The organism is Sphingomonas sp. KC8 (assembly GCF_002151445.1).
Classification (GTDB): Bacteria; Pseudomonadota; Alphaproteobacteria; order Sphingomonadales; family Sphingomonadaceae; genus Sphingomonas_E.
In genome coordinates this window covers 527,202-542,244 of the sequence record NZ_CP016306.1, presented here as the reverse complement: position 1 = coordinate 542,244, position 15,043 = coordinate 527,202, and the positions used below count along the sequence as shown (strand labels likewise).

Sequence of the window (15,043 nt, the reverse complement as noted above, 5' to 3'; positions counted from 1 at the left end):
GGGCGTCCTGCACAGGGGAAAGTTGCTCGCGCGGTTAGCAGAGCCGGTACGCTGCATCAAATGCCGGATGCGGCTTTTCGAACGGGCCGTTCAAGCCAGTTGGCACCAATACCGCCAGAATGCAGGATTGTGCGCGCGGCACGCTGTGGCGATATGTAACGACCGATATCGATATAAATTTAACATAATGTATATTATCAGACTTTAATATGCGGTCGTCTCAGCGACGCTCCCTCAAACCAAAGGCCCCTTATGCTGGAACGTCTCGTCTCGATCATGGCGCAACTGCGCGATCCTGAAAATGGCTGCCCGTGGGATCGGGTGCAGACGTTCGAAACCATCGCGCCCTATACGATCGAGGAAGCCTATGAAGTCGCGGATGCGTGCGCGCGCGACGATATGGCGGCGCTTGTCGACGAGCTTGGCGATCTGCAACTTCAGGTCGTTTATCACGCCCGGATGGCCGAGGAACGCGGTGCGTTTGCGATCGATGACGTTGTCGATGCCATCTGCGCCAAGATGATCCGCCGGCACCCGCATGTTTTCGGCGACAGCCATTCACCCGGCTGGGAAGCGATCAAGGCGGAAGAGCGAAAGGTTAACGGCGCAGGATCGGCGCTGGCCGGCGTCGCGCTGGGCCTGCCGGCACTCTTGCGGGCTGAAAAGCTGCAAAAACGGGCAGCGCGCGTCGGCTTCGACTGGGACGATGCAGATGGCCCGCGCGCGAAAATCATCGAGGAACTGGACGAAGTTGAAACCGCCCCCGATGCAAACGCACGCGCCGAGGAAATCGGTGACCTGCTGTTCGCCGTGGTCAACTGGGCGCGCCACCACGGCGTTGACGCCGAAGCCGCGCTACGCCAGGCGAATGCCAAGTTCGAACGGCGTTTCCACGGCATGGAAGCAATCGCGGGTAAGGCGTTCCCGGCACTTGATCTTTCCGCTAAGGATGCACTGTGGGATCAGGTGAAAGCGGCAGAAAAAGCGACGCTCACCGCGCCTGGAAACGCGCCCAATCCGCCTCGCTGAGTTTCACTTCGACGGCCAGCTGATCGTCGCGCATTTCCTGCACCAGCACCTCGCCATTGGCATGCAGCCAGGCGATCGCGCCGCCATCGGCTGGATCCAACAACAGGCTGAACCGCCGGCTTCCCTGTGTCAGGTAGCCCGAAATCGCCCGCGCCAGCTGGTCGACGCCTTCGCCCGTCAATGCCGAAATCGCCACGACATCGTCCCGGCGTTCAGCTTCGGCCATGGCGTGCGCCGCATCGTCCGGCGCCAGCGCATCGAGCTTGTTCCACGCTTCAAAGATGGGAATGCCCCCTTCCCCGCCGCCTATGCCGATTTCGGCAAGCACTGCCGCCACATCGGCCGCCTGCGCCTCGGTATCCGGGTGCGAGATATCACGGACGTGCACGATCAGATCGGCAGCTGTCACCTCTTCCAGCGTCGCGCGGAATGCGGCGACCAATTGCGTCGGCAAATCGGACACGAAACCTACGGTGTCGGACAGGATCGCCTTGTCGATCCCCGGCAGCGATATTTGCCGCATTGTCGGATCGAGCGTGGCGAACAGCAGATTTTCCGCCATCACCGTTGCACCCGTCATGCGATTGAAAAGGGTGGATTTTCCTGCATTCGTATAACCGACGAGTGCGATGACCGGCCATGGCGCACGCTGCCGCCGCGCACGATGCAGCCCCCGCGTGCGGGTGACATTTTCCAGCTCACGACGCAATTTGGCCATGCGATCGCGGATCATCCGCCGATCGGCTTCGATCTGGGTTTCACCCGGACCGCCCAGAAAGCCGAAGCCGCCGCGCTGACGTTCAAGGTGGGTCCAACTCCGAACGAGACGGCCTGCCTGATAATCCAGATGCGCGAGTTCGACCTGAAGCCGCCCTTCGGCCGTTGCCGCACGTTCACCAAAAATTTCGAGGATCAGGCCAGTCCGGTCGATGACCTTGACGTCGAGGGCCTTTTCCAGATTACGCTGCTGGATCGGCGACAGCGCGCCATCGACAATAACGAGTTCAGCCTCGGCCATGCGCACGGCCGTCGCGATCGTATCCACCTGCCCCGAGCCGAACAAAGTGGCGGGCTTGGGGTCACGCAGGCGAAATGCCATCTTTTCGACGACATCCACGCCGATCGCGGCGGCAAGGCCTGCCGCCTCGTCTAGCCGCGCCTCGGCATCGCGCCCGGTGCCGCTGCCACGATCGGGAAGAGCCACGATCGCCTTCGCGCCGCGGCCCAGCCCGTCATCATCCGCCCGGTTGAAAACGCTCAATCGTCGCCCGCATCATTGTCAACGCCGCTCAGATTGAGCGGATTGGCCGGCTGTACCGTAGAAATTGCATGCTTGTAGACGAGCTGGCTCATCCCATCCCGCCGCAGCAGCATGCAGAACAGATCATAAGCCGCGATTTCGCCCTGCAGCATCACGCCGTTGACCAGGAACATCGTCACCGGCTCGCGCGCTTTACGCACCGCACTCAGGAAAATTTCCTGAAGCAGCGTTGCCTTGCGTTCTTCGGCAAAAATCTTGTCGACCTCGGACAGATCAATCGGATGCGCCGGCATCACCGTCGAGATAGCGTGTTTGTAGATCAGCTGCGATTGACCATCGCGACGCAACAACACCGAAAAATTATCGAACCAGGTGATGATGCCTTGCAGCTTCACGCCCTTCACCAGGAACATCGTCACTGGCGTCTTCGATTTGCGCAGCGTGTTGAGGAAGATATCCTGCAGGTTGTTGACCTTATCGGCCATAAGTCCGGTCTCCGGATTCGTGGCGGGACATTGCCCGCTTGAGCGCCTTTGCCGGCGTCGTGCTTGTCCCACCGATCGCGGGACAGTCTTGGCTTACCGCACCCGCGAAGGCGCGTCTATGGCTGTCTACTCTTCACCATCCTTGGGATCGGCAAGGCCCAGCGTTTTCAATTTCCGGTGAAGCGCCGACCGCTCCATGCCGATGAACGTTGCCGTACGCGAGATATTGCCCGAGAATCGCCGGATCTGGACGCGCAGATATTCCCGCTCGAACGTTTCGCGGGCCTCCCGCAACGGCGTTCCCATGATCGATTTGGCCGCATTGCCCGGCACGATACGCTCCTGATCGCTCATCACTTCGGGGGGGAGCATATCTACGTCAATCACCTGCAGCCGATCGCCCGGAGCCAGAATGATCGTCCGTTCGACAACATTGCGCAGTTGGCGGACATTGCCGGGCCATTCGTAGGTCTGCAACGCGGCCATCGCTTCGGCCGACACAGCCGGCGTGCTCACGCGCCGTTCGGCCGCAAAACGGGCGACGAAATGATCAACCAGGGCAGGAATATCCTCCCGCCGCTCCGACAGGGCAGGCAGATGCACCGGCACCACATTCAGCCGATAATACAGATCTTCGCGGAAGCGCCCTTCGGCGATTTCCCCGGCGAGATCGCGCTGCGATGCGGACACCACACGGACATCAACCTTCACCGTTCGCGTGCCGCCAATCCGGCTGAAACTCTGATCGGTCAGCACGCGCAGGATACGCCCCTGCGTCGTCGTCGGCATATCCGCGATCTCGTCGAGGAAGAGCGTGCCACCATGCGCCTGTTCGAGCAGACCCGGGCGGACCAGTTCGCCCCCCTCCTCCACGCCGAATAATTCTTCCTCCACCCGATCCGGCGTCATCCGGGCCGCGGAAACAACGATGAACGGCGCCGAAGCACGGGGACTCCACAGGTGTAGCAAACGGGCCGCTACTTCCTTGCCAACCCCGGCCGGCCCGCTGATGAGCACGCGGCTCCCGGTGGCCGCAACCCGCTTGAGCGTCGCACGTATGGTGTTGATCGCAGCGGAATTGCCGGTCAGTTCGTCTTCCTGCCCGATCAGCGCTTTCAGCGACGCCACTTCCCGCCGCAGGCGTTCCGTTTCGGTCGCCCGCGCAACAAGCAGCAGCAGCCGTTCAGCCTCAAACGGCTTTTCGATGAAATCGGCAGCCCCCCGCCGCACCGCAGCCACCGCCGTGTCGATATTGCCGTGACCGGATATGACCAGCACCGGGATCGACGGGTCGCGTCGCTTGATCTCTTCCAGCAGGTCCAACCCGTCAAGGCGCGATCCTTGAAGCCATACATCCAGCAGCACCAGGGACGGGCGGCGCTCTGTCAGTGCGGCCAGCGCGCTATCGCTGTCGGCAGCCGTGCGCGCCTGATACCCTTCGTCTTCCAGCACCCCGGCGACCAGTTCGCGAATGTCCTGCTCATCGTCGACGATCAATACGTCCAGACTCATTATCCATCACTCTTCTGGCGGGTAAGGGCAGGCAAGCCAGCGGCATCGCCATCGGCGGATTCCTGATCATTGGCGTGATCGAGTGTCAGCAGTGTCGCGACGTCGAACGTCATCGCCACCACGGTGCCACCCCCATCACGATCAGAAAAACTCATTGTTCCAAAATGTTCCTCCACGATCTTGCGAACAATCGCGAGACCGAGGCCCGTGCCTCGCGCACGCGTCGTCATATAGGGTTCGGTGATGCGTTCGCGTTCGGCAGGCAGGCCGATGCCGCTATCGGCAACGATGATGCTCAACCTGTCGCCATCGACAGCAAGCGACATCGCGACCACCCCTTCGGCCCCCTTGCCTTTCGCCTCGATCGCTTCGACCGCATTCTTGACGACGTTGGTCAGGGCCTGACCCAGTTGTCGCCGATCGCAGACCATGATCGGCAACTGATCGGGCGCCTTGAGCGAGAAGCCGATCGCGGGATGGGCCACTTCGTGCAGGAACAAGGCCTGGCGCGCGATATCGACGATCGATTCGGCGCGAAACACCGGCTTCGGCATGCGCGCAAAGGAAGAAAATTCGTCGACCATGCGCCGCAGATCGCCAACCTGCCGAATGATTGTGCCGGTGAGCCGCTCGAACACCGCCTTGTCGGATTGAACCTCCTGCCCGTAACGACGCTGGAGGCGTTCTGCCGCAAGCTGGATCGGCGTGAGCGGGTTCTTGATTTCATGGGCGATACGGCGCGCAACATCGGACCACGCGGCCCGGCGCTGATCCAGCAACTGCTGGGTGATATCGTCGAACGTAAGCACCTGGCCGTTGCCCGTCCGGACCAGTTTGACCGCCAGAGTGCGCGGTTCGCCGCCACTTTCAAGCTGGATCACGGCCTCGCGGTCGCTTCCGTCGAGCAGTGCGCCCAGCGCCGGCGCAACTTCACCAATCGGCCGCCCGACGGGGCTTTGCTCCCCGGTCTTCAACAGTTCGGCGGCAGAAAGGTTGACCAGGCGGATCATGCCTTCCCGATCGACCGAAATGACGCCGGCGCTTACCCCTGACAGCACCGCTTCCGTCAGGGCGCGTCGGCTGTCGAGTTGCTGGTTCGCCGAAACAAGCGCCCCTGTCTGTTCTTCGAGTTTCCGGGTCATGCGATTGAACGCCGCGGCCAGCGTGCCGATTTCGTCATGGGATCGCGGCAGCGTCACCCGAGCGGACAGATCCCCAGCCGCGACCTGCCGAGCCGCACCCACCAGCCCAGAAATCGGCCGAACGATCCTGTCCGCCACCTTCAGCGCAATGAATATCGCCGTTGCCACGATCAGCAGCGATACAACCAGCAGCGCCGCATTGAACTGCAACTGGAGCGACCGCGACCGTGCGACGAGCGAGGCGTAATCGCCCCGCGCGCTTTTCGCCCGCGCCACCGATTGCAGCACCATCGGGTCAACGCCACGCGATGCGTAGAGATACACTTCAGCTTCGGGGTCCAGCCGGACCACCGTTTCGACGCGATCGCCGGCATCGGTGACAACCCGGGCGCGCCCCTGTCGCAGTTCGGCGACGGAGGCCGCCGGCAAACGCAGATCAAGCGGGCGATTGTCGAGATTCGCGCCCGCGATCAGCCGCCGCGCGCCATCAGCCCCAATTGTGATGACGGCCGCTTCGGAAAGATTTCGGGCAGACACCTGCCATGCGAGACCTTCCGCAAACCGGGGAGAATCGACTCCGAACTCAGCAGCATAACCGTTCACATCGCCGCCCATCGCGACGATATCGGCAACGATGCGCTGCTTATTCTCTTCGACATAGGCCTGCGCCACGCTGTCGGCATTTTCCAGCACGGTACGGGCGCGATCGGAAAACCAGAATTCGACGCCATATTGAAACAGCAAGGAAGCGAAGATCACCACCAACAGCGTCGGCACGCTTGCAATGACCGAAAAAACGGCGACCAGCCTGACGTGGAGGCGCCCATTGCCGCCGATCGGCGATCGGGCAGCCCTACCCTTCGCCACCCGGCGCGCCATCAGCACCAGCAAAGCCATCGCCGGCACGAGATTGGCGACCAGAAGCAACGCGACCAGCGGCGGCGTCAAAAGCCTCGCCGGTGTTGCCCCGCCAGTCACGATGAAATAGCTGCCTGTCGCGATGGAAATCGCTGCGATCAGGGTTGCGATTTCGATCGCTGGCATAAGCCGCCTGCGCGAAATCAGAGCGATGCGCCTCAGCCAGGTGAGACCTTCGCTACGAGATGGAGGCGACGACGCAGACATCGTGGCCGCTCTACCACAATCCCGTTGCACGCAAAACACAGTTGTGAAATTTGCAGCCCGGGTTCGGGTCAACTCATTTTACGGACGTCCGACGGATCGACGCCGCGCTCGGTCAATTTTTTTCGCAGCGTATTACGGTTTATACCCAGCAACTTGGCGGCTTTCAGCTGGTTCCCTTTTACCGCAGCCAAGGTGAGCCGGAGCAACGGTCGCTCGATCTCCGCCATCACCCTCTCAAACAGGCCATCGGGGGGTAAATCGCGACCGAAGGTTGCGAAATAACGCGCCACATGATGTTCCACCGCATCGGCAAGGCCGCCTTCGGTGGCGACTAGCGCCGGCGCGCTTTCGCCCGACTGGTGACTAATGAGCTGCTGTTCGACGATCGCGGCGGTGACACGTTCTTCACGGCTGAGGGCCGCGAGACGCCGCATCATATTTTCAAGCTCGCGAACGTTGCCCGGCCAGCTATGGCGTCCCAACGCATCGATGGCCGCTGGGTCCAGCTGTTTGCGCGGAAGCCCTTCCGCCGCCGCGCGATCCAGGAAATGACGGGCCAGTTCGCCGATATCCTCCACCCGTTGGCGGAGCGACGGCAGGCGAACCGGCACCACGTTGAGCCGGTAATATAGGTCTTCGCGGAACGTGTTTTCCGCAATCAAGCGCGGCAGGTCCTTGTGGGTCGCAGCGATGATGCGAACATCGGTGCGGATCGAACGCGCCCCGCCAACGGGGTTGAATTCGCCGGTCTGGAGCACGCGCAGCAGCCGCGTCTGCGCTTCAAACGGCATATCGCCGATTTCATCGAGAAACAGCGTCCCGCCCTGCGCCTGTTCAAAGCGGCCCGATGTGCGGGCCGCAGCACCGGTAAAAGCCCCCCGTTCGTGACCGAACAATTCACTTTCGATCAGTTCACGAGGAATGGCCGCCATGTTGATCGCGACGAACGGCCGCCCGGCGCGCGGGCCAAGATCGTGGATTGCGCGGGCCACCAGTTCCTTGCCGGTTCCCGATTCACCGAGAATGAGCACGGTAAGATCATTGGCCACGACACGCGCAATCGTCCGATAGACTTCCTGCATGGGCGGCGACCGGCCGATCAAGGGCAGGTCTTCCCCATGCCCTGCTTCGGCCGAAGGATCACCACCGGCAGCAGCCCTAGTTGCAAGCGCATCCGCCACAGCGCGGGTCAATTCGCTAAGGTCAAAGGGCTTGGGTAGATATTCAAACGCGCCCTGTTCGGTTGCGCGCACCGCCGTCGCCAGCGTATTTTGCGCCGACAGAACAATTACCGGCATGCCCGGATAGTCTTCGAGCATCTCGGGCACGAGATCGAGACCATTCCCGTCGGGTAGGATGACGTCGGTCACCAGAACCTGCGGAATGAAGTCGCGCATCTTGCGGCGCTGTTCAGCCACGGTGGCGGCCGTTTCGACAATATGCCCTTCGCGACGCAGTGCTTCGCGGACAACCGTGCGGATTGCAGCGTCATCGTCGACAACAAGGATGCGGGCGCCGCTCATGCCTGCATCGCCCGTGGCAGGAGCAGACGAAACGTGGTGCGTGGCGGATTCCCCTCGCGGGCATATTCGATGATGCCCCCCTGATCTGCGACCAGTTTGGCGACAAGTGCCAGCCCCAGGCCACCGCCGGACCGTTTGCTGGTCACAAAGGGTTCGAACATGTGGTCCACAATCTCTTCCGGCGCGCCCGGTCCTTCATCGACCACGCAGACTTCGATTGGCAGCGATCGTTTGCCGTCGCCCCCTCGCAGATGCACCGACATGCCATGGCGATAGGCCGTGCGCAGTTCGATAACATTTCCCTGATCTTTCATTGCTTCGGCGGCATTCTTGATAAGATTGATAAGGATCTGGATCAGCGAATCCCGATGCCCCAGCACCGCCGGCAGCGACGGATCGTAAATTTCGCGGATCACCAGATCCCGGGCGAACCCACGCAACGCCACTTCGCGGGCATGGCCGAGCAGCGCGTGGATATTCTGCGGTTCCAGTTCGAGCTGGCGGGTGTCGGTAAACCCTTCCATCCGGTCGATCAGCGCGGCCACGCGATCAACCTCATCCCGGATCAGGCGGGTCAGATCGCGCGTATCATCATCGACCGACGCTTCGAGCAGTTGCGCCGCGCCGCGAATGCCCGACAGCGGGTTCTTGATTTCATGCGCAAGCATCGCCGCCGCGCCGATCGCCGACAGCGTTCCGCCCTCGCGATCGCCCCGGCGGCCGGCAAGATGGGCGGGGGGCAGTGCATGAACCGTCAGCACCCGCCACCCGGTGCGATCGGAAATGGGGCCTACCATCAGATCCACCCGCTGGTGGCGCCCGACTGGCAGGACGACTTCCAGGTCATAGGCGGCGAAGGGCGCATCGAGCGGCATCGCCGTCAGGGGATGACCGATCATCGCTTCCACCCCACGCCCGACGATCGCGCCCCGGCCCAGATTGAGCAGGGTTTCGCCCGCGCTGTTGACATCGCGCACCAGCCCCTGGCCGTCGATCAGCAAAACCGGCGTGGGCATGGCCGCGATCTGTTCGGCGCATTCGGGAATGTCGGATGCAGGTGTCGCGGAATGGACCAAGCGAATCAGGCCGCCGCCCGGCAGAGCCATGGCGTGTAGAATTGTTCGAGCATCGCCAGCACGGTTTCCGAGCGTGGGGTCTGGTTCACCGTGTTGCGGAACTCGGCCGAACCGGGAAGGCCCTTGGTGTACCAACCGATGTGCTTGCGTGCCATGTTGACACCGGTAAACTCACCATAATGATCCAGCATCGATCGGTAATGATCTGTAATCACACGATATTGTTCATCAATAGTGGGGTCTGGCAATTTCTGCCCGGTTTCCAGCCAGTGCATCACCTGATGGAGCAGCCAGGGCCGGCCATAAGCGCCACGGCCGATCATGATGCCATCCGCGCCCGACTGGGCCAGCGCCTGATCGGCATCTTCGATCGAACAGATATCGCCATTGGCGATCACCGGGATCGACACCGCATCCTTCACATTGCGGATGAAGGCCCAATCGGCCGATCCCTTGTACATCTGGCAACGGGTGCGGCCGTGGACGGTGATCATCTTCACCCCGACATCTTCGGCGATCCGTGCGAGTTCCGGGGCGTTCAGGCTGTTATGATCCCACCCCATCCGCATCTTGAGCGTGACGGGCACGTCGACCGCGCCAACCACCGCCTTGACGATTTCGACCGCGAGTTCCGGCACACGCATGAGCGCCGATCCCGCATCGCCGTTGACGACCTTGCGCACCGGACAGCCCATGTTGATATCGATGATCGCAGCGCCGCGATCGGCGGACAGCTTCGCCGCTTCGGCCATTTCCGCCGGCGTGCAGCCGACAAGCTGCATCGACACCGGTTCCTCGATCGGATCCCATGCCCATTTCTGGAGCGACTGGCGGGTTTCGCGGATCGCGGCCTGACTGGCGATCATCTCGGTCACGTTCAGGCCGGAACCAAATTCCCGCACAACCTTGCGGAATGGAAGATCGCTGACACCCGTCATCGGCGCCAGGATCACGGGCGTCGCGATGGTGACATCGCCAATCTGGATGGGACCGATCGGATTGGGAGTAAGCCGTGCCATTATTCGATTGCGTTCGATCTGCCTAAAAAACCGGCAATCGCCCTACTCGCAAAGACGCTGGCGGGCAAGGCTGGGCTGGTCTAACGGGCGTGCCATGAACCGGGGCCATCAAACCGTCGGAATGATTGTCGCAGCCGGCAAGGGCGAGCGCGCGGGGGGCGATGTGCCCAAACAATATCGGCTGATCGGCGGCAAGACAGTGCTGGCGCACGCGGTCGACGCGATGCGGCGTCATCCGGCAATCGATCAAATCCAGGTCGTCATCGGCCCTGGCCAGGAAACCGCCTATCGCGAAGCCATTGGCGACCGCGACATACTGCCGCCGGTAATCGGTGGCGCGACACGACGGGAATCCGTGCAGCGCGGGCTGGAGGCAATCGGATCGGCCAGGCATGTCCTGGTGCATGATGCGGCGCGCCCTTTCCTGCCGGCTGCCGTGATCGATCGATTGCTGGATGCGCTGGCACACGACCCCGGCGTGGTTCCCGTGCTTCCCGTGGCCGATACGCTGGCGCAGGCCGGAAATGGGTTGGGCGCGGTTGTGCCACGCGACGGGCTGGTGCGCGTGCAAACCCCACAAGCCTTCAGCTTCGATGCCATCCTTGCTGCGCATCGGGCATGGCCCGCAGATAAGGAAGCCACCGATGACGCGCAGATTGCGCGCGCCGCCGGGCTTTCGGTGGCGATGGTCGCCGGCGATGCGGCGCTCGACAAGATTACTTTTGCAGGTGACGTCATGATAGCGGAAGCCCAATTGGCGGCGCGGATGATCGTGCGGACCGGCCTTGGTTTCGATGTCCACGCCTTCGCCGACGATGAGGAATTGTGGCTTGGCGGCATACAAATCCCGCATGCGCGCGGCCTTGCCGGGCATAGCGACGCCGATGTCGCGTTGCACGCCATCACCGATGCGCTGCTCGGTGCGATCGGCGATGGCGATATCGGCAGCCATTTTCCCCCGTCCGATCCGAAATGGCGCGGTGCGGATTCGGCGCGATTCGTCGATCATGCCCGTGCGCTGATCGCGCAGGCCGGCGGGATCATCGATCATGTGGACCTGACGATCATCTGCGAAGCGCCAAAGATCGGCCCGCACCGCGATGCCATCCGTGCCCGCGTCGCCACGCTGTTGAAGTTACCCGAACGGCGGATTAGCATCAAAGCGACCACGACCGAACGGCTGGGCTTTACCGGCCGTGGCGAAGGAATCGCCGCCCAGGCCATCGCGACCGTGCGCGTGCCGGAAGATCAATGATTATAAGAGCCGAAAGGATCGCCGTGCGAACCGTCATCACCCTATTGGCGCTGACGCTGACACCGGTCGCCGCCACCGCAGCCCCGGCCGCCAAGGTTACGGATCAGGCCCCCTGCATGACGCGCCCGCAGCTTGAGGCGCTGATCACCTATGCCTTGCCGTCGGTGATCGAAGGCGTAACGGAAAAATGCGCCGGCACGCTGAGCGCGGATACCTATCTTCGCCGTTCCAGCGCCGCACTGGCCGCCCGATATCGGGTCGATAGCGACCGCCAATGGCCGCTTGTCCGTTCCGCGATGAATGCAATGATCGGCCCCAAGCTGGGTGATATCGGCGAAAGCATGCAAAAGACGCTGGTGTCGAGCGTCGCCGGCGCCGCCATCGTCGATTCGATCGCAACCAAGGATTGCGGCACCGTCAACGAAGTCGTCGAATTGCTCAGCCCGCTTCCGTCAGCGAATGTCGGCCGATTGACGGCGCTGCTGGCGGTGCTTGGTATGAAGAATGACAAACCGGGCGACAACGCGTTCGCCATCTGCCCGGCAAGCGGAGGCCGCTGACATGCCCGATACGACCCTCCCCGACGAACTCGTCACTGCCGCGCGGCGGGTGATCGAAACGAATCGCGCAGCGGGCAAGACGGTGGCGGTTGCCGAAAGCTGCACCGGGGGCCTGGTTTCGGCGGCGCTGACAGAAATCCCCGGTTCATCGGATGTGTTTCTGGCCGGACTGGTGACGTATTCGAACGAGGCGAAGATCGGCCTGCTTGGCGTCAGCCTCGATGTGCTGGAAACGTTCGGAGCCGTTTCGATCGCCGTGGCCTGGGGCATGGCGCGCGGCGCGCTGGAACGCACGGGCGCCGATGTCGCCGTGGCGATCACCGGCGTTGCCGGTCCCGATGGCGGCAGCGAAAAGAAGCCGGTTGGCACTGTCGTGTTTGCCCGTGCCGAAAAAGGCGGCGACGCCAATGACGTCACCGCCGATGCGCAGGATTTCGGCAATCTCGGCCGCGGCGGCATTCGCCTTCAGGCCGCGCTATGCGCGCTCGAACTGCTGATGCCGGATGCATCAGTGCCGTAAAGCTGGGCGGCGCGTTCCTCGAACGCGCCGATCATCTTGCGCAGCGCGCGATCGAACACCTGCCCGGCCAGCATTTCGAACAGGGCCGACCGGAAGGCAAAATCGACCGAAAAGTCGAGCAGGGTGCCCCCCTTCCCGTCCGGGCGAAAACCCCAGTCATTGTGCAGATATTTCAACGGCCCATCGACATATTCCACCCGGATCGATTCGGGCGGGCGCTTGTGGACCAGCGACGTGAAATTTTCCCGCAGGCCTTTGAAGCCGACGACGACATCGGCCACCATTTCGGTTTCGCTGTCGGATCGCACCCGAACCGCCGCAACCCAAGGCAAAAATTCGCGATAGCTCGGCACATCGGCGACAAGGCTGTACAATTGTTCGGGCGTGTACGGCAGGCGCCGCGTTTCACTATGCTTTGGCAAGCTGGGCCTCACGGGCTGCGCGCAGCTTCGCGAAATCGTCGCCGGCATGATAGCTGGAACGCGTAAGCGGGCTGGCGGCAACGAGCAGAAAACCCTTTGCACGTGCAATCGCGGCATAAGCGGCAAAGGTTTGCGGCGTCACGAATTCGGCCACCTTGGCATGACGCGGGGTCGGTTGCAGATACTGGCCCATCGTCAGGAAATCGATCCCGGCCGAACGCATGTCGTCCATCACCTGATGGATCTCAAGCCGTTCCTCGCCCAAACCGACCATCACGCCGGATTTGGTGAAGATCGACGGATCCAGCCGCTTCACCGTTTCCAGCAGGCGCAGCGATGCATAGTAGCGCGCACCCGGGCGGATCGTGGGATAGAGCCGGGGCACCGTTTCCAGATTATGATTGTAGACGTCAGGCCGCGCCGCAACGATCGATTCGATCGCGGCATCCGCCTTGTTGCGGAAATCCGGCGTCAGGATTTCGATCGTCGTCTTCGGCGTCGTGCGGCGCAGCGCTTCGATCACCTTCACGAATTGCGACGCACCGCCATCGGGCAGATCATCGCGATCGACCGAGGTGATGACGATATGTTCCAACGCCAGTTCAGCCGCAGCGTCGGCCACATGCTGGGGTTCGAGCGCATCAACCGCGCGCGGCATGCCGGTTTTGACGTTGCAAAAGGCGCAGGCGCGCGTGCAGGTATCGCCCAGGATCATCACCGTGGCGTGTTTCTTGGTCCAGCACTCCCCAATATTGGGGCAGGCCGCCTCCTCGCACACGGTGGCAAGGTTGAGGCGGCGCATTAGCTGGCGCGTCTCCGAAAAAGCCTCGCCAACGGGCGCGCGGACGCGGATCCAGTCGGGCTTGCGGACACGGGGCGAGGCGGCGGAAGCGAGCGGCTCGGTCATGATGCGCCAGATAGCGACGCATTGCGCGTCTTGCCAGCCCTCACATCTGCCCGTACGGCACAAGCCATGAACGACTTCCAGACAATGATCGAAGGCTATCGGCGTTTCAAAACCGGCGAATGGGCGCGTGAGCGTGCGCGCTGGGCGGAACTGGCCGAGGGACAAAGCCCCAAGGTGATGGTGATTGCGTGTTCGGACAGCCGAGTCGATCCGACTCGGATATTCGACACGTCACCGGGGCAGATCTTCGTCGTTCGCAACGTCGCCAATCTGGTTCCGCCGATGGAAACCGGGGGCGGCCGCCACGGCGTTTCGGCAGCACTGGAATTTGCCGTCACCCAGCTGGAGGTGTCGGAAATCGTCGTGCTTGGCCATGGCGCCTGCGGCGGCGCCTCTGCCGCGCTCAACCAGCGGTTCAAGGATATGCGCCCCGGCGAAGGCGGCTTCATTGCCGACTGGATCGACCTGCTGAGCGACGCCCGCGACGAAGTCGTCGCCGAACATGGCTGCGAAGGCCCGGCCGCGCACCGCGCGATGGAAGAAGCCGCGGTCAAGGTGAGCCTCGCCAACCTGCGCACCTTCCCGTGCATTCGATCCCGCGAACGGGAAGGCAAGCTGAGCCTGCACGGCAGCTATTTCGCAATCGCGGACGGCCTGCTGCACGTGCTCGACCCGGCAACCGGCCGGTTCAGCCCGGCCTAATCGAGCGCGGCGAAGGCTGGCGCATAGGCTATGTCGCCAGCCCGCACGGGCAACCCTCGCGAATCGAGCGCCAGCACCATCATGTGCGGGCCTGCATAGGCGCAGGCAAACCCGGCTGCATCCGCAACCGAAAAGCCAAAGCGCGTGTAATAAGCGGGATCGCCCAGGACGAACACCGCCGCCCAGCCATCCTGCCGGGCCTGTTCCAGGCTTAGCTCGATCAACCGGGCGGCGATCCCCCGACGACGATAGTCTTCGTCCACGGCAACCGGCGCAAGGCCAAGCGCACGGAACGGCGCCGTCATCGGTGACAGCGCGACATGACCGACAATGTTCCCGGCCAGCTCGGCGACGAGCGAGATCGTAAGATCGCCGTCTGCGCGCAACCGATCCACCAGGCGCGCTTCATCGTCGGCCGGAAAGGCCGATTCCAACAGGCGAGCAATGGCGGCGCTGTCCACGGCCGTTTCCGGCCGAATGAAGAGGTCCGCCATCGCTTCGTCCG

The 15,043-nt window shown here is 62.7% G+C and carries 15 protein-coding genes; 5 read left to right on the top strand and 10 right to left on the bottom strand.

Features of this window, described 5'->3' with window-relative positions; translation table 11 throughout:
- Positions 1-252 precede the first annotated feature (252 nt).
- On the top strand, positions 253-1,029 hold the full coding sequence (gene mazG, locus KC8_RS02605; RefSeq protein ID WP_010123678.1) for a nucleoside triphosphate pyrophosphohydrolase: 777 nt from the start codon (positions 253-255) through the stop codon (positions 1,027-1,029).
- On the opposite strand, the gene hflX is transcribed toward mazG, so the two are convergent.
- The 7 genes from hflX to dusB all read right to left on the bottom strand — a co-directional run bounded on the left by hflX (position 992) and on the right by dusB (position 10,172).
- Positions 992-2,290, bottom strand: coding sequence for a GTPase HflX (gene hflX, locus KC8_RS02600; RefSeq protein ID WP_010123679.1), 1,299 nt, complete (start codon positions 2,288-2,290; stop codon positions 992-994). The two genes, mazG and hflX, sit on opposite strands and share 38 nt — an antisense overlap.
- Entirely contained in the window at positions 2,287-2,847 is a 561-nt protein-coding gene (gene hfq / locus KC8_RS02595; protein WP_257789637.1) for an RNA chaperone Hfq, read from the bottom strand. Before hfq ends, hflX begins: the two co-directional genes overlap by 4 nt.
- A 54-nt stretch (positions 2,848-2,901) precedes the next feature.
- Positions 2,902-4,287 carry a nitrogen assimilation response regulator NtrX gene (gene ntrX, locus KC8_RS02590; RefSeq protein WP_010123683.1) on the bottom strand — a complete coding sequence of 462 codons (1,386 nt, stop codon included), beginning with the start codon at positions 4,285-4,287 and terminating at the stop codon, positions 2,902-2,904.
- Complete coding sequence (locus tag KC8_RS02585) at positions 4,287-6,473, bottom strand: HAMP domain-containing histidine kinase (protein WP_010123684.1); 2,187 nt, start codon at positions 6,471-6,473, stop codon at positions 4,287-4,289. The genes ntrX and KC8_RS02585 overlap by 1 nt, the downstream gene beginning before the upstream one ends.
- Positions 6,474-6,622: 149 nt before the next feature.
- On the bottom strand, positions 6,623-8,077 hold the full coding sequence (gene ntrC / locus KC8_RS02580) for a nitrogen regulation protein NR(I) (RefSeq protein ID WP_010123685.1): 1,455 nt from the start codon (positions 8,075-8,077) through the stop codon (positions 6,623-6,625).
- Positions 8,074-9,183: a two-component system sensor histidine kinase NtrB gene (locus KC8_RS02575; protein ID WP_010123686.1), complete on the bottom strand. Its 1,110-nt coding sequence runs from the start codon at positions 9,181-9,183 to the stop codon at positions 8,074-8,076. Before KC8_RS02575 ends, ntrC begins: the two co-directional genes overlap by 4 nt.
- On the bottom strand, positions 9,159-10,172 hold the full coding sequence (gene dusB, locus KC8_RS02570) for a tRNA dihydrouridine synthase DusB (RefSeq protein ID WP_010123687.1): 1,014 nt from the start codon (positions 10,170-10,172) through the stop codon (positions 9,159-9,161). Before dusB ends, KC8_RS02575 begins: the two co-directional genes overlap by 25 nt.
- A 121-nt stretch (positions 10,173-10,293) precedes the next feature.
- On the opposite strand from dusB, the gene KC8_RS02565 reads away from it, so the two are divergent.
- From KC8_RS02565 to KC8_RS02555, 3 genes are read left to right on the top strand one after another with little or no spacing between them, the layout of a single operon-like run.
- Positions 10,294-11,427 (top strand): bifunctional 2-C-methyl-D-erythritol 4-phosphate cytidylyltransferase/2-C-methyl-D-erythritol 2,4-cyclodiphosphate synthase, encoded by a 1,134-nt coding sequence (locus tag KC8_RS02565; protein WP_010123688.1) that lies wholly within the window; start codon positions 10,294-10,296, stop codon positions 11,425-11,427.
- Between the two features lie 23 nt (positions 11,428-11,450).
- The gene (locus KC8_RS02560) at positions 11,451-11,987 is read left to right on the top strand and encodes a hypothetical protein (RefSeq protein ID WP_010123689.1); all 537 of its coding nucleotides are present in this window, start codon (positions 11,451-11,453) and stop codon (positions 11,985-11,987) included.
- A gap of 1 nt (position 11,988) precedes the next feature.
- Entirely contained in the window at positions 11,989-12,507 is a 519-nt protein-coding gene (locus KC8_RS02555) for a CinA family protein (protein ID WP_010123691.1), read from the top strand.
- Here the strand turns inward: KC8_RS02555 and KC8_RS02550 are convergent.
- Together KC8_RS02550 and lipA are read right to left on the bottom strand one after the other, a co-directional pair.
- Positions 12,453-12,929 carry a type II toxin-antitoxin system RatA family toxin gene (locus tag KC8_RS02550; RefSeq protein WP_029624281.1) on the bottom strand — a complete coding sequence of 159 codons (477 nt, stop codon included), beginning with the start codon at positions 12,927-12,929 and terminating at the stop codon, positions 12,453-12,455. The two genes, KC8_RS02555 and KC8_RS02550, sit on opposite strands and share 55 nt — an antisense overlap.
- A complete protein-coding gene (gene lipA / locus KC8_RS02545; RefSeq protein ID WP_010123695.1) occupies positions 12,916-13,836 on the bottom strand; it encodes a lipoyl synthase in 921 nt (306 codons plus the stop codon). Before lipA ends, KC8_RS02550 begins: the two co-directional genes overlap by 14 nt.
- 66 nt (positions 13,837-13,902) lie before the next feature.
- On the opposite strand from lipA, the gene KC8_RS02540 reads away from it, so the two are divergent.
- Positions 13,903-14,538 carry a carbonic anhydrase gene (locus KC8_RS02540; RefSeq protein ID WP_010123696.1) on the top strand — a complete coding sequence of 212 codons (636 nt, stop codon included), beginning with the start codon at positions 13,903-13,905 and terminating at the stop codon, positions 14,536-14,538.
- Here KC8_RS02540 and KC8_RS02535 read toward each other — a convergent pair.
- Positions 14,535-15,032, bottom strand: coding sequence for a GNAT family N-acetyltransferase (locus tag KC8_RS02535; RefSeq protein ID WP_010123697.1), 498 nt, complete (start codon positions 15,030-15,032; stop codon positions 14,535-14,537). The two genes, KC8_RS02540 and KC8_RS02535, sit on opposite strands and share 4 nt — an antisense overlap.
- Positions 15,033-15,043: the final 11 nt, after the last annotated feature.

Excerpts from the sequence above, each read along its gene's own strand:
- KC8_RS02535 (WP_010123697.1), bottom strand. The coding sequence starts at position 15,032 with ATGGCGGACCTCTTCATTCGGCCGGAAACGGCCGTGGACAGCGCCGCC.
- mazG (WP_010123678.1), top strand. The coding sequence starts at position 253 with ATGCTGGAACGTCTCGTCTCGATCATGGCGCAACTGCGCGATCCTGAA.
- KC8_RS02575 (WP_010123686.1), bottom strand. The coding sequence starts at position 9,183 with ATGGCTCTGCCGGGCGGCGGCCTGATTCGCTTGGTCCATTCCGCGACA.
- lipA (WP_010123695.1), bottom strand. The coding sequence starts at position 13,836 with ATGACCGAGCCGCTCGCTTCCGCCGCCTCGCCCCGTGTCCGCAAGCCC.
- dusB (WP_010123687.1), bottom strand. The coding sequence starts at position 10,172 with ATGGCACGGCTTACTCCCAATCCGATCGGTCCCATCCAGATTGGCGAT.
- KC8_RS02585 (WP_010123684.1), bottom strand. The coding sequence starts at position 6,473 with ATGCCAGCGATCGAAATCGCAACCCTGATCGCAGCGATTTCCATCGCG.
- KC8_RS02555 (WP_010123691.1), top strand. The coding sequence starts at position 11,989 with ATGCCCGATACGACCCTCCCCGACGAACTCGTCACTGCCGCGCGGCGG.
- KC8_RS02565 (WP_010123688.1), top strand. The coding sequence starts at position 10,294 with ATGATTGTCGCAGCCGGCAAGGGCGAGCGCGCGGGGGGCGATGTGCCC.
- ntrC (WP_010123685.1), bottom strand. The coding sequence starts at position 8,077 with ATGAGCGGCGCCCGCATCCTTGTTGTCGACGATGACGCTGCAATCCGC.
- ntrX (WP_010123683.1), bottom strand. The coding sequence starts at position 4,287 with ATGAGTCTGGACGTATTGATCGTCGACGATGAGCAGGACATTCGCGAA.
- KC8_RS02540 (WP_010123696.1), top strand. The coding sequence starts at position 13,903 with ATGAACGACTTCCAGACAATGATCGAAGGCTATCGGCGTTTCAAAACC.